Source organism: Rossellomorea sp. RS05 (assembly GCF_039822645.1).
GTDB classification, from domain to species: Bacteria; Bacillota; Bacilli; order Bacillales; family Bacillaceae_B; genus Rossellomorea; species Rossellomorea marisflavi_B.
In genome coordinates, this window is record NZ_JBDKWY010000004.1 from 48,579 (window position 1) to 64,852 (window position 16,274).

Consider the following 16,274-nt stretch of genomic DNA (forward strand, 5'->3'; position numbering starts at 1 on the left):
CGGGTCCTTCTTCACTGTGGTGAATTGAAAAAACTGATGACTCCGATAAACAGAAAAAGAATCATCTGAAAGAAAGGACTGCCTGCTCCACAGACGATTCCAGCAATGGCAATTCCCTTGCCTTTTTCACTGCGGACCTTGAGCTGGTTCAAGGACTTTATCCCAATGATCAGGGCTGCAATCCCGATGAGAATCCCGATGAGCGGGATGATGATGGCAATGATGCCAAGGACCAGGCTGGTGATGGCCAATGCGTTGGTTTTGTTTGACTCCATGATAACCTCCGAAAACAGTTGAATATTTTGCAGGTTAGGGACGTTTTTTCGGCTTGTATAATGCCCGCATCCTGCATTTGAAGGCAACAAAACGAAAAGATCCAACCCTCCTGCACTGCTTCTTTCAGTATAAAATAGTGGGAGACTAAGATACAAATAATTACTGTATAAATGTGGTAAAATGGTAGACTGGGAGATGATGAGAGTGACAGATATCAAAATGATTTTCTTCGATATTGACGGGACGTTGACCCATCATGAGGATGGAAGTATTCCTTCGAGCACGAGGGATGCGATAGGGGAGCTTTTGGACCGTGGCATCAGGGTGGTGGCGGCTACGGGCAGACCCCTTTCCATGTGCGGGGAGATCCGGGATCTGGGGATCGAGACGTTCATTACGGCAAACGGAGGGTATGGTACCCATGGCGATGAGGTGATCTTTCAATCCGTCCTTTCACCTGCGACGGTAGAGGCTGTCTCTTCGTTCGCCATGGAGATTGGGCACGGTCTGTCCTTCTATACAGATTCACTCAGTATGAACGGAATCGAGGAACGGAGGACCATGCCTGCACTCTTTGAAACATTGGGGTTGAAGGACTATCCGCCGGTTGTGGAGAAAATGGAAGAAGAGGTGTATCTCATGTGCTTGTTTGCGGATGATGAATCTATCGGCCGCTATCATAACAGATTTCCTGAATTGACCTTCAGGCGCTGGCATCCCTTCATCTTGAATGTGTTGGAAACGGACGTATCGAAATCCATTGCCATGAAGAAGGTGCTCCATCATTTTGGACTCCATCCTTCGGAGACCATGGCATTTGGAGATGGAGGCAACGACATCGACATGCTTCAGCTGGCCGGAATGGGTGTCGCCATGGGGAATGCAGGGGCCGAGTTGAAGAGTGTGGCCGACTTTGTCACCAAGCCTTCCGGGGAAGATGGTGTCGCTTTTGCCCTTCGGGAGCTTGGGTTGATTGGTCTCAGCTATTGCTGATAGACAATGAAGAAACGGCAGGTGGAAGAGCATGAACGCTCATCAGTGGTTGGATAAAGTCAATCTTAAAGCTGCTTCCGTGAAGGAAGTGCCAGAGTCATTCAGTTCAACGGTGTATAATGTGAAGCTCGTGACGGGGGAAAAGGTGTTCTTGAAAATACCCCGTTCTGTCCAGAAGCTGAGTTTGGAGAGGGAGATGCTGGAGCGATTCAAGGGACACTTACCCGTACCGGAAGTCGTCGCCTTCCATGAGGACGGGTTCCTGGTGCTCGAGGCACTGGATGGTGTCCCGGCGACTGGCATGGTGAGTGAGAAACTGGCGTGGGAGATCGGGGAGCTGCTCGCCAGGCTGCATGCCATCCGGGTAGGTCCCGAAGACTACGGAGGTGCCGTGCGGGATGAATTCAGCCGGTGGACAGAGTTCCTTCCTGCGCAGTTCTACTCGTTTGCCGAAGATGCGAAAAAGGTGCTAGACCCTGAATTGTTCGACCTGGCCCTTGTTCGATTCGAGGAGATGAGGAAGGAGCTGCCGCCTCCAGATGGTCCGTCGTTCATCCATATGGATTTCCGTCCGGGGAATATCCTCGTGCGTGATGATCATGTGGCGGGCATCATTGATTTCGAGAGCGTACGGATCGGTTCGACGGAGCTGGATTTTACGAAGATCGAGCGGGATGTGTGTCAGCGGTTCCCTGGCACACGGCAGGCATTTGAAGAAGGCTATCGCTCGGTAAGGCCCCTCATCGACCTTGACCGCGTGCTCCCTTTTTACCGGATGACCGACGCCTTCAATTCTATAGGCTGGTCCCAGCGGATGGGTCTGGAGAAGAATAGGGACTTCTTTGAGCGAAACGTGAAGATCCTGAAGGAATGTCTTGCGTGAAGACTGCAGAAAAGGGTTGTGGGTGGACATGAAGGGCGTATTGGCATCAAAGGATGTGATCATGGCAGCGATGAAGATGGCCGGGCTCCCATATAGGGATGAGATCGCGATGGAAGATCAGAACCAAGAATATGAAGGCTTTGTTCTGACGCTGGATGATCGTACCTACAGGAGCAGGCTCGCTAGGAAAACGCCCAGAAAAAACGGTTATTTCACCGTCTTTTGGAGAAAGGGAGACGATGACCGGAACCGTCCATATACGTTGGAGGAATGTACGGATCGACTCATCATCACCGTCCTGGACCAAGGAAAGAAAGGACAGTTCGTTTTCCCGAAAGAGGTGATGGCGTTGAAAGGGATCGTTACGACCGGCAGCTCAAAAGGGAAAATGGCCATGCGGGTCTAACCCGATTGGGTGACCGGATTGAACCCGACGGCGAGGAAGACCCAGGCGTGGCAATCGGAGTACTTCATTGATTTGTCCGGAGAGGTCGATGGGAGCCTGATTCGCTCCCATTACCTGGGGAAAGATTATACATAGAAAAGGGAGCCGGTTGTGACGGCTCCCTTTTCTTATGCTCATCGATTCAATTTACTGTGGCGGTACCCGTAGCTGAAGTAGAAGATCAGCCCCAGTACGAGCCAGACGGCGAAGCCCTTCCACGTGAATGCCGACAGCTGGAGCATGAGGTATACGCAGAAGATGACCGCGAGCGCCGGGATGACCGGTACCCATGGTGTTTTGAATCCACGCTTGATCTCCGGACGCGTCTTCCTGAGGACGGCGACACCTAGTGACACCGTGGCAAACGCGAACAGGGTCCCGATGCTCGTCAGTTCCGCAAGCTTATCCAGAGGGACAAGACCGGCGAACAGGGCGACGAGGATCCCGGTCGTCCATGTACTCGGAAGGGGAACCTTGGTTTTCGGGCTGACGCTTGAAAGCTTCTGGGGAAGCAGCCCGTCACGGCTCATGGCATAGAATAGACGGGTTTGTCCGAACATCATGACGATGAGGACCGTGGTGATCCCGACGATGGCGCCAAGGGAAATGAAACCGGCTGCCCAGTCCTGGTGGATGAACTGCAGGGCGAACGCAACTGGATCTTTCACATTCAGCATGCTGTAAGGTACGATCCCTGTCAGGATCAGTGATACAACGATATAGATCACGGTACAGATGACAAGGGCAGAGATGATGCCGATCGGAAGATTCCGCTGTGGGTTCTTCACTTCCTCTGCGGCAGTGGATACCGCATCGAAGCCGAAGTAGGCGAAAACGACGACCGCAGCGCCCGAAACGACACCTGAGAAGCCGAATGGCATGAATGGCTGCCAGTTGGAAGGCTCCACGTACCAAACGCCAACAGCGATGAAAAGCAGGACCACAGCCACCTTCACGATGACCATGATGGAATTGAATTTGGCCGATTCCTTTACACCCCGTGATAGTAGAAGGGTGACGAGAAGGACGATGATGACGGCCGAGAGATCAAGATACGTCCCTTTGCCGGGATCGAATGCCGACGTCAAGGCGTGAGGAAGATGGACCCCGAATCCGGTCAAAAGGCTCTGGAAGTAGCCCGACCAACCGCTTGCCACGGCGGATGAAGCAAGACCGTATTCAAGGACAAGATCCCATCCGAGGATCCAGGCGAAGATTTCCCCGAAGGCGACATAGCTGTACGTATAGGCGCTCCCTGATTGCGGAATCATGGAGGCGAACTCTGAATAGCAGAGGGCAGCGAACACACAGGCAAGGCCGGCAATGATGAACGATAGAATGAGTGCTGGACCTGCATATTTAGCCGATGCCACGCCCGTCAGGACGAAGACTCCGGTACCGATGATGGCACCGACTCCGAGCATGGTCAGATCGACTGCTCCGAGTACGCGGTTGAGAGAGCCTGTATTGCTTTCTGTGATGAGTTTTTTCCTGAATAAGCTCATAGTAACCTCCAAAAACCGAATTATTAAACAATTCTATAAATTACTTTTCATAGTGTATAGTCAACTGTCTTGAAAGTAAATATATAAATATTACTATTATCTATAGTTGGTTTCCAATTCAGTAAGGGGATTGGCATAAAAAAAGAGACAAGCGATAAGCTTGTCTCCGAGCTCATGTGACGGTTTGAAAGGAGAACAGAAGGTCGGCTTCACAGACGATTCTGCTGTCTATGGCCGCCATACCTCTCCCTTTCACAATCCTTCCTTTATTCCGTGTGATGTCGATTGTAAGAGTCAGCCGGTCACCGGCAAAGGCGTTCTGGTAAAACCGGCCGTTGTCGATGCCGGCAAGCATCCCAAGGCCATTGCTCCGTTTATCTGAATGGAGAGCGGCTCCGCTCATCTGGGCCATGGCCTCAAGGATGAACCCGCGGGGCAAGGCTCCTTCGGGTGACCCTTCACAATCGTGTTGTGAAATGAGCTTCATACCCACGGCCCGTGTTCCTTCTGTCACCTCCACGATCTCATCGACCAGGAGGAAGGGGAACCGGTGAGGCAAAATGCTCCGTATGTCCTTCACGCCTTTGGACTGTCGGGACTCCAGTTCAATACGAGTCCGAGATGGGTAAGTCCGCCACCGAATCCGTACAGAAGCATCGTGTCGCCATCGTTCACTTTTCCTTCTTTGATCCCTTTGTGGATGGCAAGGGGAATCGAAGCAGAAGAAGTGTTGCCGAAGTACTGCATGCTTGTCAGTGTATTCTCGACATTGATCCCGGCTTTGTCACAGATTGACTCCACCATGCGGAGGTTTGCGCTGTGAGGGATGAACCAGTCAAGCTTGTCCCGCTCGATGCCAGATTTCGTCAGAAGCTCTTCTACGCCGCCTGGGATCGTGCGCGTTGCCCACTTATAGACTTCGCGTCCGTTCTGTACCATCTTTCCGGATGGATCAAGTTCCTGTCCGTGGAGGGTAGGAGCGAATGTACGGCGGTACACGTGGGCTCCGCCTGCGCCGTTTGCACCCATGTGGCTCGCAAGGAAGCTTGGATTCTCTTCATCGTACTCGACGAGCATGGCAGCAGCAGCGTCCCCGAAGAGGATGCAGGTCGAGCGGTCTGTATAGTCCGTCACCTTCGTCAGCGTTTCAGACGCGACAACGAGGATTTTTTTATGGATCCCGCTTGATACCATATTGTTGGCCACATGCAGGGAATAGGTGAATCCGGCACAGGTTGCATTCAGATCGAAGGCACCGGTTGCCGGAATATCGAAGTGATTCTGGATCAGGCAGGCAACACTCGGGAAGGCATGATCTGGCGTGGTCGTGGCCACGATGATGCAGTCGACGTCGCTCAGATCTTTTCCGTACCCGTCAATCAGGTTCTGGACGGCCCCGAAAGCAAGATGGGAAGCGAATTGATCATCGGCCGAGACGCGGCGCTCGTGCATGCCGGTGCGCTGAACGATCCATTCGTCAGTCGTTTCCACCATTTTTTCAAGGTCTGCGTTTGTCAGTTTTTTCTCAGGCACATACGTTCCGATAGCTGTGATACGTGCGCGTGATTGGTTCAAAAGAAGGACCACCTTTTTCATGAATTGTGTTTACACCATATATTATGACCTGGTACTAAATCCTCTCCATTATACGCCTTTTTGACGCATTCTTCAATCACCCGGATTTTCTGGGGTGAAAAAAAGGTCGAATTCCTGCCCTCTACTTGTCCATGAGCTCTTGTGAAAGCATCACGGAGAGATTAAGATAAGAAGAGAAGGAGAAATATAACTGAATGAGGCCTGACCCAGGAGTCACGCATGAGGCGCGAACTTCTATTTGCCATGCTGAAGCATGTGCTTGGACAAATCGGGTCCAACAGCAGTATATTTAACCTTGCATGAAAGGATGATTAGATGAAACAATCGCACCAAACGATAGAGACGCCCAGCAAAGCCAGCATCCTTTGGCAGCTGACCCGTCCCCACACCCTGACTGCATCCTTCGTCCCGGTATTCATCGGAACTGTTTCCGCCATGTACGAGACGAGCATCAGCGTCTGGATGTTCCTAGCGATGCTCTTCGCGTGTCTGTGTCTGCAGATTGCCACGAACTTATTCAATGAATATTACGATTTCAAACGTGGGCTCGACACGGAAGACTCGGTAGGAATCGGGGGCGCCATCGTCCGCCACGGCATGAAGCCGAGGACGGTCCTTCAGATGGCCCTTACCTGCTATACGCTGGCGGTCCTTGCCGGAATCTATATCTGCGCCAACAGCAGCTGGTGGCTTGCCGCCATCGGAATCGGTGGAATGCTCATCGGCTACCTATACACAGGAGGCCCGCTGCCGATTGCCTACACGCCATTCGGTGAGCTGTTCTCAGGCGTCAGCATGGGAGCAGCCTTCGTTCTGATCGCATTCTTCATCCAGACAGGAAACGTCGATCTGACGACGATCCTGATCTCGATCCCGATCGCGATCCTGGTCGGAGCCATCAACCTGTCCAACAATATCCGCGACATCGAAGAAGACACGATCGGCGGCCGGAAGACGCTTGCGATCCTCATGGGTCACAAGAAAGCCGTCTACTTCCTCGGCTTCTCGTTCTTCGTCTCCTATGCGTGGTTGATCGGCCTCATCATCGCAGGCACCGTCAGCCCGTGGGTCCTGCTCGTCTTCCTGAGCATCCCGAAACCGGTCCAAGCCGTCAAATCCTTTCTTGGAAAAGGCGGACCTGCCCACTCGGGACTTGCCATGAAAGCGACTGCCCAGACGAACACATTCTTCGGATTGCTGCTGTCAGTGGCACTCTTCATCAATTACTTCATCGTCCGATGAACAAAAAGACGACTCCAATGTGGGTCGTCTTTTTGGTTTTATCGCGATGTACCGAATTAGAATTTACTTCCATTTTTTCTTTGGTTAATGTCCGGTTTTACTAACCTACTTTTCCACTCATCAATTTACCCTCAAGTATAAAACATGAAAGAGTAGTCCCGCTGTAAAGCAATTATAAATGCTTCTCCTTCCTTCGTTTTGTCTCATTCCAAATGATCTCTAGAGTCTTACCTTGTTGATATGGTAAAATAAACCTAAAAAGGAGTGAGCGACCATGAATTGTATAGGCTGCAGACTGGCCAATGCACAAGAGAACGTCCATGTGGTGTACGAAACAGCCACCCTTACATGCATCCTTGACTATATGCCGTTCAATCCCGGTCATGTCTTGATCCTTCCAAAACAACACGCGGAAGAGGTGGAGGTGCTTGATCCGAAGATGGCCATCGATATCATGGAAGCATCGCGCTTCCTTTCTAAAGCTATAAAGGCAGCGTTCGATCCTGATGGTATCACGATCATCCAAAACGGCGGGAGATTCAACGACCTCGACCATTATCATATGCACGTGATCCCTCGTTTTGAAGGACAGGATTTTGCCGAGTTCTTCTCTGAGGAGGGAAAGCCGGCTCAGGAAGAGGATCTTGCTCAGGCTGCCCAGAAGCTGATCCGGGTCATCAAAGAGATGGAGCAGCATGCTCGAGTTTGAGCCGAACAGTCGGATGCGGAAGAAGATGAAGGCCGAGGTGGAGATCATGAATTCCAACCCCGCTTTCAACCGTCTGGCCAGGGACCGGGAAATAATCGGGTTTGATGAAGTGGAATCAGAGTTCCAGGAATGCGAACGCCGGGGAGTGAGGCGCCTTTTGGTGAAAAAAGACAGCCGATACGTGGCGGTCGTTGATTATTGCCTCCATAATCCGACCGATTCAGAAGCTTGGATCAGCCTCTTCGTCGTACACCGTGCCCATCAGGGGACGGGGGTCGCCCATGAAGCGTACGGGGAATTGGAAGCACTTGTCGGGAGAAGCGGCAGGAACCGCCTCCGATTGGCAGTCCACGCTTCGAACGAGGCGGGATTGGCATTTTGGATGAAGAAGGGCTTTCACTCCTTTAAGGAAGTGGACATTGGAGGGAAGCCCCACTATTGTCTGGAAAAAGAGCTTTAACATAATCGGCTGCCTTTTGTACGGTGGCAAACTCACCGTGAAGGGTTGCGAGTGATACGTCGTGAACGAGGGAGGCATCCAGGGTGAGGCCTTCGGGATCCGCAAGATCAAAGGCAGCCGTGGCGTCGGATAATACGAATGTCGTGAAGCCAAGATTGCCGCTCATCCTTGCCGACGTGGAGATGCAGTGTGGTGTCGTCAAGCCCACGATCACTACTTCGGTGACATCGAGTTGTCGGAGGTGCTCCTCGAGTCCCGTGCCGATGAACGCACTGTTCACGTCTTTCTCCAGTACAGTCTCACCACGGATCGGGTCGAAGCCTTCTTTAAAGCGGAAGCCTTCCTTCGAAGAATGGAAAATGGACTCCGGATGAAGCGACCGGTGCCGGATGTGGATGACCTCCCAGCCGAGGCGCCTCCATTCATTCAAAACAAACAGCATCTCTTCCTCCGCATGGGGGTTATTCCGTGATCCCCATTTTGGATGCAGGAATGCCTGCTGCACATCGATGAGGAGCAGGGCCCGCTTCACTTTCGGTACCAGCATTCCGCCACAATTCGGGCAGACGTTTTTGAAGCTCTCCGTACATTCACCGCAAAAGGTGCAGTCATGGGAGCAATGGTATGCTCCCTCATCCATCTTCTTTTCACACGCTAAACAATGTTCCATGTCCAATCACTCCTATTCATTGATTCTAGTATTCAGTTTATTGGAAAAAGATAGGCGGAACTATGCTATCATGAAGGAAAAAACGCCGGAACGCCGTAAAAACGACGGAAGAATTGGCAATCGGGATTAAAAGATAAGGTGGGAGCGAATCATGGACGAAATCAATCGTCGGATCATGGAAGAACTACAGCAGGACGGGCGGCTGTCGATGACCGAACTCGGGAGGCGGGTGTCGCTGTCGGTGCCTGCCGTGAAGGAGAGGGTGATGCGCCTTGAGGAGCAGGGAGTCATCACAGGGTATCATGCAAAGGTCGATCCCGACCGTGTAGGCAAGACCATCAAGGCATTCATTCTCATGAAGACCCATCGCTGCAAAGCATTCCGCTCCTTCTGCAGGGAGCACGCCGATGTGATGGAGTGCCACCGGCTCACGGGGGAATACAGTTACCTCGTGAAGCTGGTCACGGGAACGAATGCTGAACTCGAAGATTTCATCGACGCTGCCATGGAATACGGCGAGCCCTATACGATGATGAATCTATCATCCCCAGTTTCCGGGAAGCCGCTTACGGTCGGTGAAGCGTGATGGCATTCATACTCGGATTTATCATCTGTTTTGCCATCAGTGGGACGTTGAATATGCTCCTCAACATGCGACGGGGAGTGGATTGGGGCGTGTCGGTGTTTGTGAGCCTGCTGGCTGCAACGGCTATAGGGGTTTTTCTGGGGTAGGAGGAGAGAGAATGAACGGAATCTTGTTTTTTCTTGTGTTTATCGCACTGTACTTTATAGGCTCATTTATTCTGGGAAAAATCCTGAGAAGGAAATTGCGTCTCAGTAAGCGGATGCGCGAACATTATAATGAAAGCCATCGTCAATGGGATAAGCACGTCAGAGTGATGTTACTTGTCCTGTTGTTGATCCTATTAGGTGTCTGTTATTATCACGATTTCAGTCCTATGTACGTGTATATTTCATCCGTAATCGCCCTTCTTTTTCAAGAGTTGTTCCAGGCGTATATGGATTGGAAGTATTCCCAAAAGCGCAACGAATACGTACGATCGCTTATCGAAACAGGGTACATGGCGTTCGGCCTGACCCTATTCTTTACGATTCTATCTACAAGCATACTGTAAGGAGTGTTACAAATGGAAAACGGTACAAGGATGCTCATTGTCCTTGGCGTATTCATAACTACTTATTTCCTTCTGGAATGGGTATTGGGTAAATGGTTTAAGATTGAAAAAAAGAAGAAGGGTTATCACAACGAACAGCATAAGGATTGGGAAATCAAAACAAGTGGTGTGTTGATGTTCATCATTCTGATCAGTTTTATGATGTCTGTGGATGGTGGGGTGATGCGTGATGCGTTGCCTTACGTCTTCATCGTCTGTATCATCCTTCAGAACGCACTACGTGTGTATTGGGAATGGAAATTTTCTGATGGGAGTAAAGAGTATATCCGTATGATCATTACCATGAGCTACATGGTTGTATTCTTTATCATGGCATTTGCCACAAACTTTTACTGGGCGGTTCGCTAGATCGTGATGGACGATCAACCAATGGGAGAAGGAGAATTATATGGCAACCTGGATCTGGCTTATCGTCATATTGGGAATGTTTTTAGGGGTATACTTTCTCCTGCAATGGGCGTTGGGGAAATGGCTCCATCTCGGGAAGAGGAGCCATTACCGGACGTTTCACAATGAAACGCATAAAAAATGGGACCTTAGGGTGCGTTTAGTATCTGCGTTGATCATTGCAGTGGGGTGCATGTGGGGTATCGATCGAGGAGTCGATGAATCATTTTGGAAGGTTATCTTGTTTTCGAACTTTGCGGGAATGTGCTTTCAAGAACTATGTACTGCCTACATGGAATGGAAGTACTCAGAGCAGCGAAGGGAATACATTCGGGTGCTGGCATCAGCAGGGTGTATAATGGCATTCCTGTTCACATTTTACGTCACCAACTTCTTCGGGCTGGCATGAAGGCTGAGGAAGTTGTCGGACATGTACTCTTTTTCAATACCGCTCATCAACCTTGAGCCATTTCGTCACCATGAAAACGGGTCTCCGCTTATTTAAGGGGTGCCGTGGCGAGGCAAGGGGCAGGCGAATATACATGGATGGAGTTTCATCGCTCATCCCTTTTGGTGGGATGCTTGTTGGGTGAGCTCATCATGTGTTGATCAAGGAGGCTGTTCGATGGCGAGTATGGCTTTGGTACTGCTCGTGTTGTTGGTATTTGCGGCGCTGTACATGGTGTTGCAGTGGGCGCTGGGGAAATGGCTCCATCTTGAGAGTCGGAGGAAGTTTCCCACTTTTTACAACGAGACGCACTGGAAATGGCATAAGATAATGTGCTGGGTCAGCTTGGGTATTCTCATGTCCTCGTTCATATGGGTGATGATCCTTCAGGGCGGTGATGAGTCGTTATGGTTCGTGCTGCTGTTTGCGATTTTTGCGGGCATTACGATTCCTGAGTTGTACCGTGCGTATATGGAATGGAAGTATTCCGAGCAACGAAAGGAATATATCCGCGTACTGCTGAGCGTAGCGTATTTGCTATCTTTCATGATGATCCTGTACGTCACGGATTTTTTCTGGATTTCCTGACAAAAAGCCCTGTCCACACGCGGACAGGGCTTTCGTTGTTTTATAGGGAAGCCTTCAGGATGGAAAGGATGTCTTCTTTTCCGAGTTTCTTGAAGTTACCGAAGCCTCCGTATTCCATTTCGCGGGCGGCGATGCCGGCGATTTCGTCGAGGCGGTCGTCACCGATGTTGTAGTCGGCGAGTCGGGATGGTGCTCCGAGGCTGGTCCAGAACGCGCTCAGTTTCTCGACACCTTCAAGGGCGATATCTATGTCGCTGCGTCCTTCCGTCTCGATATCGAACATGCTTAGCATGAGGCGCTTCATGCGGACCGGATCATGGTCGATGACGTGGCGCATCCAGTTCGGGAACAGGATTGCCAGTCCGCCGGCATGGGGGATATCATATACAGCCGAGACGGCGTGCTCGATCGTATGGGACGCCCAGTCGCCGAAGTAGCCCATTTGAAGGGTACCGTTCAGGGCGATGGTACCTGAGTACAGGATCGTTTCGCGGTTCTCGTAGCTCTCGAGGTCGTCAAGGAGCTTCGGCGCTGTTTCAATTACGGTCTGAAGGACCGAATAGCATAGATTGTCCTGGAGCGGCGTGTTCTCTACATTGTGGAAGTACTGTTCGAACACGTGGCTCATCATGTCCACCATGCCGTAGATCGTCTGGTCGCGTGGAACCGACATCGTATTGACCGGATCAAGGATGGAGAAGGCAGGGTGAGTCACACCTGGGCTGCCCCATACATACTTCTCGTTCGTCTCCCAGTTGGTGATGACAGAGTCCGGGTTCATTTCAGATCCGGTTGCGGCAAGGGTCAGCACGGTCCCGAACGGGAGGGCATCCTGAGCGATGACCTGCTTATTGATGATGTCCCAGACGTCGCCGTCATACTTTGCACCAGCAGCGATGGCTTTCGTGCAGTCGATGACGCTGCCTCCGCCGACAGCGAGCATGAAGTCGATGTTGTCCTCACGGCAGATGTCGATCCCTTTCCGGACCGTGGATAGGCGCGGGTTCGGTTCGACCCCCGCAAGCTCGGATACGTTCACGTCAAGGTTCTTCAGGATGTCCAGCACCTGATCATACAGGCCGTTGCGCTTGATGCTTCCGCCTCCGTATACAAGCAGGACGTTCTTTCCGTACTGGGGGATCAAGTCCGTCAATGCGTTGACCTGATCTTTCCCGAAGATCAGTTTCGTTGGATTATGGTACATAAAGTTTTCCATATTGTCATCCTCCTCTGAGTTGTCGTTAAAGAATCAAAGGTGCAAGTATAACGCGGGTCGGAAGGTTTAGCAAGTGAAGGTGTCTGTCGATTCTGCAATCATCATGAGACATTATTACTGATATTGGCAAAAGTTTTATTTCTGTTGTACAAAGGTTGAAAATTTGAAATAATAAGAATTGAATAGTTGTTCATGAGGAGGCGCATCGTCATGCTGGTGGTAAGCGCATGTCTTGCAGGCATGAAGGTACGATACAACGGAACTGACTGCCTTGAAGAAGTGATTGGAGATATGGTGAGGTCGGGAAAGGCGGTCACGGTATGCCCTGAGATTCTGGGTGGATTCCAAACCCCGCGTGAGCCTGCCGAGATCCAGGGCGGTACGGGTGAGGATGTGCTCGACGGAACGGCTCGCGTGCTGGACCGTTCAGGAGCGGATGTGACGGATCAATATGTAGCCGGTGCTGCTGAGACTCTCGCCATCTGCCGGAAGATGGGGGCGACGGACATCGTCTTGAAGGAAAACAGTCCTTCCTGTGGCAGCTCCATAATCTACAATGGGGATTTTTCCGGAGAGAAGATCCCGGGGGAAGGTGTGACAACCGCACTCTTGAGAAGACATGGAATCAAGGTTCGGTCGGAAGAGGATGCTGTGAATGAATTTGTGTAAATTTACCATCGTTCTGCTAAACACCTGTGCTGATTAGCCGATGAATAATAGTAATGGCACATACAGACGCGGAACAGTTTCAACGGAACATGTCCTGGGTATTGTATGGAAAGAAAAGTAGAGATAGAGAACAGTCCTTCGACTGCAATACGATCACAAAGGGGCAAGAGAATCGAATGAGCGATGTAACAGGTCAAACCTTCTTACCTGAAGCAGAATTAAAGTCACTCCTGCAGCAAGGGGATGTCGAAGAAGGGAAACAACTGGACGTACTCCTGGCCATGGTGGAGCATATCGGGACGCCGGATCCCGTACTCCGAGACAAATTGATTTACACCACCTTTTACCGATTGATCATTGAGGAAGACAGACTCCATACCGAAGTCCTGAAGGATCTCCTCGACCTTTCCATGGATCATCTTCTTATGAAGGGGATCGGTGAGGAAGGGACGGATTCCGTCTTCACGCGCGCCTTCACGACCCTCCTCATGGCACTCGTCCTTGGACGGGACAAAGAGGCCGATTTCCTATCAGAGGATAAGATTCAGGAAGCAGCCGATATCACGGTGGAATATCTGGAGCAGGAACAGGACGTGCGAGGCTTCGTCGAGGAAAAGGGATGGGCACACAGTGTCGCCCACGCAGCCGACATGGTGGATGAGCTCGTGCTGAACCCGAAAGTGGATCAGGATATGTTCCCGGTTCTGCTGAAAGCACTATGGGAAAAGGTGTTGGTGTCCCACCATGCCTATATCCATGATGAAGATGAGCGACTCCTCGTCCCGATCCTCCAGATGATCTGGCAGGGGATGGATGAGGGGGAAGTCATAACGCTGGTGGAAAAACTTCCTGAGATGCTTGAGAAGCAGAAAGCCGAACTTGAGGAAGAGGCCTACTGGACCCTGTTTTTCAATGTGAAGACCTTCTCAAAAACGTTCTATATGAAACTGGAAGACTACCCGACCCTTTCAAAGCTGAGGGATGCGATCGACCGGGTCTTGAAAGAACTCAACTGAATAGTGCAATGCTCTTATGAAGAGAGGCGGAGGGACTGGCCCCATGAAGCCTCGGCAACCGGATCCACGGTGCCAAATCCAGCAGACCGCTGCGTCTGAACGATAAGAGGCTGATGAAAGAGGCCTCTTGGAGAGGTCTTTTTTTATGAAGAGAAGGAGGAAGAGCATGACGAGACAAGAGATGTATACAGAACTTGAAGGAAACTTTGAAGAAACCCGAAGCTGGAGGCGGCATCTCCACGAGAATCCCGAGCTTTCCTTCAAGGAAACCGAAACCGCTCGCTTCATCGAAAGAAAGCTGCGTGAGTTCGGGCTTGAGGTGAAGACCGGAATCGGCGGCAACGGCATCACCGGCACGCTCCGCGGGGCGAAGCCGGGCAAGACGATCGCCTTCCGGGCCGACTTCGATGCCTTGCCGATCACGGATGAAAAAGACGCACCGTACAAATCCAAGAATCCCGGCGTGATGCACGCATGTGGCCATGACGGGCATACGTCCGCCCTTTTGTCTGTTGCCAAGGTGCTGAGTCAATATGGACAAGACATCAACGGCACACTCATCTTCCTCTTCCAGCCGGCAGAAGAAACACCGCCGGGCGGAGCCAAATTCATGATCGAAGAAGGCGTGCTTGAAGGAGTGGACCATGTATTCGGAGCCCATCTTGCATCGGATTTGCCACTTGGGTCTTACGGCGTCGGAGAAGGCTTCCGCATGGCAGCCGTCGATAAATTCGCCATCCACATCAATGGCCTCGGCGGTCACGGCGCAAGGCCGCACACGACGATCGATCCACTCGTGATCGGCACGACCGTCGTCAACGCCCTCCAGCAGATCGTGAGCAGGAAGGTCGATCCCCTGAAATCCGCCGTCGTCACCATCGGCATTTTCAAAGCCGGCACCGCCTTCAACGTGATCCCCGACAACGTCACCATCGAAGGCACAGTGCGTACATTCGAAGGCGAAGTGCGCGACCAGGTCCAGGAAGAGATCCATTCGATTGTCGCCGGCATCACATCCGGATTCAAGGCGACGCACAGCATCGACTATCTGCGTGGCTACCCGGCCCTCTATAACCATCCGGAGGAAACGGAAATTGCCCGTCGCCTCTTCGCTGATCTTGGACCTGTGGCCGAGTCCGAGCCGACCATGGGCGCTGAAGACTTCGCCTATTACCTTCAGGAAAAGCCCGGTACCTTCTTCCGAGTCGGATCTCGGACCGATGACCTGGCAACCCAGTACTCCCATCACCACCCGCGCTTCGACATCGACGAACGCGCACTCGTTCACACGGGCAAAGCCTTCATCAAACTGGCCGAGCACTACGTTTTTTAACTTAACAGAAGAATAGGAGATACATAGATGACAACCTACAAAATCACGATGATGGACGCCTACGCCATCGAATCCCTCCGCGAAAAAGGCATCACCAACGAGATACTGCTTGAGGCCGCAGCAAGTGGAGATACAACGCGACTGTTGGAAGCCGATCCAGAAGGGAACTTCGATGCTTTGCTGAAACTCGCCGAGGATCGGGACGCGTTGGAGAGCATCCTGAATGATGGCTACCAGATCAAATTCGTCACTTACAACGGCCTTCGCAACCTTCTTCGCATGAAATTCCGCAAGCCGTTTACCGACTTGGACAACGGAATCGAAGGACTGCACCTCAGCGTGGAAGAGCTGATCCAGCTGAAGAAGCTGCTCTCAAGCAACTGGGTGTTGAAGGCAGAAGAAGCGAATGATGGGTATGTGGCCAGCGTGACGTATATCGAATAGGTACATGGTGACGGTCCCGGAGCTTCATTTTTTTATGAAGCGGTCGGGGCTTTTTTTTGTTTGGGGGAGTGATGGATTGGAAGATTTGGAGTCTTAGGTGGGCGTAAGTTGGTAATATACGTGTGAAGTTGGACGTACCGTTCCCGAGTTGACAGTAACCTCGAAGAGTTGAAAATAAAAAAGCCAGCCCGAAAAAAG

Annotated in this window: 23 protein-coding genes, 1 pseudogene and 1 riboswitch; of the genes and pseudogenes, 17 read left to right on the top strand and 7 right to left on the bottom strand. The window is 51.5% G+C overall.

Annotated elements, in window-relative coordinates:
- Nucleotides 1-11: 11 nt before the first annotated feature.
- Nucleotides 12-275: a DUF4190 domain-containing protein gene (locus ABJ225_RS12050; protein ID WP_053072204.1), complete on the bottom strand. Its 264-nt coding sequence runs from the start codon at nucleotides 273-275 to the stop codon at nucleotides 12-14.
- A 220-nt stretch (nucleotides 276-495) separates the two neighbouring features.
- Here ABJ225_RS12050 and ABJ225_RS12055 point away from each other — a divergent pair, with 220 nt between their 5' ends.
- From ABJ225_RS12055 to ABJ225_RS12070, 4 genes are read left to right on the top strand one after another with little or no spacing between them, the layout of a single operon-like run.
- Nucleotides 496-1,269 carry a Cof-type HAD-IIB family hydrolase gene (locus ABJ225_RS12055; RefSeq protein WP_347320795.1) on the top strand — a complete coding sequence of 258 codons (774 nt, stop codon included), beginning with the start codon at nucleotides 496-498 and terminating at the stop codon, nucleotides 1,267-1,269.
- A 31-nt stretch (nucleotides 1,270-1,300) separates the two neighbouring features.
- Nucleotides 1,301-2,152 (top strand): phosphotransferase family protein, encoded by an 852-nt coding sequence (locus tag ABJ225_RS12060; RefSeq protein WP_347320362.1) that lies wholly within the window; start codon nucleotides 1,301-1,303, stop codon nucleotides 2,150-2,152.
- A gap of 28 nt (nucleotides 2,153-2,180) precedes the next feature.
- Nucleotides 2,181-2,558, top strand: a complete 378-nt coding sequence (locus ABJ225_RS12065; RefSeq protein WP_347320365.1) for a MepB family protein — start codon at nucleotides 2,181-2,183, stop codon at nucleotides 2,556-2,558.
- A 9-nt stretch (nucleotides 2,559-2,567) separates the two neighbouring features.
- Nucleotides 2,568-2,693 (top strand): hypothetical protein, encoded by a 126-nt coding sequence (locus ABJ225_RS12070; protein ID WP_347320367.1) that lies wholly within the window; start codon nucleotides 2,568-2,570, stop codon nucleotides 2,691-2,693.
- Nucleotides 2,694-2,731: 38 nt separating this feature from the next.
- Here ABJ225_RS12070 and bcaP read toward each other — a convergent pair whose 3' ends face one another.
- The 3 genes from bcaP to ABJ225_RS12085 all read right to left on the bottom strand — a co-directional run bounded on the left by bcaP (nucleotide 2,732) and on the right by ABJ225_RS12085 (nucleotide 5,677).
- Nucleotides 2,732-4,102 carry a branched-chain amino acid transporter BcaP gene (bcaP, locus tag ABJ225_RS12075; RefSeq protein WP_347320369.1) on the bottom strand — a complete coding sequence of 457 codons (1,371 nt, stop codon included), beginning with the start codon at nucleotides 4,100-4,102 and terminating at the stop codon, nucleotides 2,732-2,734.
- 172 nt (nucleotides 4,103-4,274) lie between these two features.
- Nucleotides 4,275-4,682, bottom strand: coding sequence for a 3-hydroxyacyl-ACP dehydratase FabZ family protein (locus ABJ225_RS12080; RefSeq protein ID WP_079514822.1), 408 nt, complete (start codon nucleotides 4,680-4,682; stop codon nucleotides 4,275-4,277).
- Complete coding sequence (locus tag ABJ225_RS12085) at nucleotides 4,679-5,677, bottom strand: ketoacyl-ACP synthase III (protein ID WP_286188110.1); 999 nt, start codon at nucleotides 5,675-5,677, stop codon at nucleotides 4,679-4,681. The genes ABJ225_RS12080 and ABJ225_RS12085 overlap by 4 nt, the downstream gene beginning before the upstream one ends.
- 336 nt (nucleotides 5,678-6,013) lie before the next feature.
- On the opposite strand from ABJ225_RS12085, the gene ABJ225_RS12090 reads away from it, so the two are divergent.
- The 3 genes from ABJ225_RS12090 to ABJ225_RS12100 all read left to right on the top strand — a co-directional run bounded on the left by ABJ225_RS12090 (nucleotide 6,014) and on the right by ABJ225_RS12100 (nucleotide 8,109).
- Nucleotides 6,014-6,940: a 1,4-dihydroxy-2-naphthoate polyprenyltransferase gene (locus ABJ225_RS12090; protein ID WP_218245222.1), complete on the top strand. Its 927-nt coding sequence runs from the start codon at nucleotides 6,014-6,016 to the stop codon at nucleotides 6,938-6,940.
- Between the two features lie 274 nt (nucleotides 6,941-7,214).
- Complete coding sequence (locus tag ABJ225_RS12095) at nucleotides 7,215-7,649, top strand: HIT family protein (protein ID WP_347320373.1); 435 nt, start codon at nucleotides 7,215-7,217, stop codon at nucleotides 7,647-7,649.
- The gene (locus tag ABJ225_RS12100) at nucleotides 7,636-8,109 is read left to right on the top strand and encodes a GNAT family N-acetyltransferase (protein WP_347320375.1); all 474 of its coding nucleotides are present in this window, start codon (nucleotides 7,636-7,638) and stop codon (nucleotides 8,107-8,109) included. Before ABJ225_RS12095 ends, ABJ225_RS12100 begins: the two co-directional genes overlap by 14 nt.
- Here ABJ225_RS12100 and ABJ225_RS12105 read toward each other — a convergent pair.
- Nucleotides 8,054-8,656, bottom strand: coding sequence for a cysteine hydrolase family protein (locus ABJ225_RS12105; protein WP_481900625.1), 603 nt, complete (start codon nucleotides 8,654-8,656; stop codon nucleotides 8,054-8,056). The two genes, ABJ225_RS12100 and ABJ225_RS12105, sit on opposite strands and share 56 nt — an antisense overlap.
- Nucleotides 8,651-8,779 (bottom strand): annotated as a pseudogene (locus ABJ225_RS22370) (DUF1272 domain-containing protein); the annotation flags it as partial. The pseudogene ABJ225_RS22370 and the gene ABJ225_RS12105, both read right to left, overlap by 6 nt.
- A 151-nt stretch (nucleotides 8,780-8,930) precedes the next feature.
- Here ABJ225_RS22370 and ABJ225_RS12110 point away from each other — a divergent pair.
- From ABJ225_RS12110 to ABJ225_RS12135, 6 genes are all read left to right on the top strand, one after another.
- The gene (locus tag ABJ225_RS12110; RefSeq protein ID WP_347320379.1) at nucleotides 8,931-9,365 is read left to right on the top strand and encodes an Lrp/AsnC family transcriptional regulator; all 435 of its coding nucleotides are present in this window, start codon (nucleotides 8,931-8,933) and stop codon (nucleotides 9,363-9,365) included.
- Complete coding sequence (locus ABJ225_RS12115; protein WP_347320381.1) at nucleotides 9,365-9,511, top strand: hypothetical protein; 147 nt, start codon at nucleotides 9,365-9,367, stop codon at nucleotides 9,509-9,511. Before ABJ225_RS12110 ends, ABJ225_RS12115 begins: the two co-directional genes overlap by 1 nt.
- Nucleotides 9,512-9,522: 11 nt before the next feature.
- Nucleotides 9,523-9,915, top strand: a complete 393-nt coding sequence (locus ABJ225_RS12120) for a DUF4181 domain-containing protein (RefSeq protein WP_347320383.1) — start codon at nucleotides 9,523-9,525, stop codon at nucleotides 9,913-9,915.
- A gap of 12 nt (nucleotides 9,916-9,927) precedes the next feature.
- On the top strand, nucleotides 9,928-10,323 hold the full coding sequence (locus ABJ225_RS12125; RefSeq protein WP_347320385.1) for a DUF4181 domain-containing protein: 396 nt from the start codon (nucleotides 9,928-9,930) through the stop codon (nucleotides 10,321-10,323).
- A gap of 40 nt (nucleotides 10,324-10,363) precedes the next feature.
- A complete protein-coding gene (locus ABJ225_RS12130) occupies nucleotides 10,364-10,771 on the top strand; it encodes a DUF4181 domain-containing protein (RefSeq protein WP_347320387.1) in 408 nt (135 codons plus the stop codon).
- A 216-nt stretch (nucleotides 10,772-10,987) separates the two neighbouring features.
- On the top strand, nucleotides 10,988-11,398 hold the full coding sequence (locus tag ABJ225_RS12135) for a DUF4181 domain-containing protein (RefSeq protein ID WP_347320389.1): 411 nt from the start codon (nucleotides 10,988-10,990) through the stop codon (nucleotides 11,396-11,398).
- Between the two features lie 40 nt (nucleotides 11,399-11,438).
- Here ABJ225_RS12135 and ABJ225_RS12140 read toward each other — a convergent pair whose 3' ends face one another.
- The gene (locus ABJ225_RS12140; RefSeq protein ID WP_347320391.1) at nucleotides 11,439-12,614 is read right to left on the bottom strand and encodes an iron-containing alcohol dehydrogenase; all 1,176 of its coding nucleotides are present in this window, start codon (nucleotides 12,612-12,614) and stop codon (nucleotides 11,439-11,441) included.
- Between the two features lie 210 nt (nucleotides 12,615-12,824).
- On the opposite strand from ABJ225_RS12140, the gene ABJ225_RS12145 reads away from it, so the two are divergent.
- The 4 genes from ABJ225_RS12145 (at nucleotide 12,825) to ABJ225_RS12160 (ending at nucleotide 16,076) form a co-directional block, all read left to right on the top strand.
- A complete protein-coding gene (locus ABJ225_RS12145) occupies nucleotides 12,825-13,283 on the top strand; it encodes a 2-thiouracil desulfurase family protein (RefSeq protein ID WP_347320393.1) in 459 nt (152 codons plus the stop codon).
- A 176-nt stretch (nucleotides 13,284-13,459) separates the two neighbouring features.
- Complete coding sequence (locus ABJ225_RS12150; protein WP_347320395.1) at nucleotides 13,460-14,299, top strand: DUF2785 domain-containing protein; 840 nt, start codon at nucleotides 13,460-13,462, stop codon at nucleotides 14,297-14,299.
- A gap of 11 nt (nucleotides 14,300-14,310) precedes the next feature.
- Nucleotides 14,311-14,408: riboswitch (SAM riboswitch) on the top strand.
- A 57-nt stretch (nucleotides 14,409-14,465) separates the two neighbouring features.
- The gene (locus ABJ225_RS12155) at nucleotides 14,466-15,632 is read left to right on the top strand and encodes a M20 metallopeptidase family protein (protein ID WP_347320397.1); all 1,167 of its coding nucleotides are present in this window, start codon (nucleotides 14,466-14,468) and stop codon (nucleotides 15,630-15,632) included.
- A 27-nt stretch (nucleotides 15,633-15,659) separates the two neighbouring features.
- The gene (locus tag ABJ225_RS12160) at nucleotides 15,660-16,076 is read left to right on the top strand and encodes a hypothetical protein (RefSeq protein WP_347320399.1); all 417 of its coding nucleotides are present in this window, start codon (nucleotides 15,660-15,662) and stop codon (nucleotides 16,074-16,076) included.
- Nucleotides 16,077-16,274: the final 198 nt, after the last annotated feature.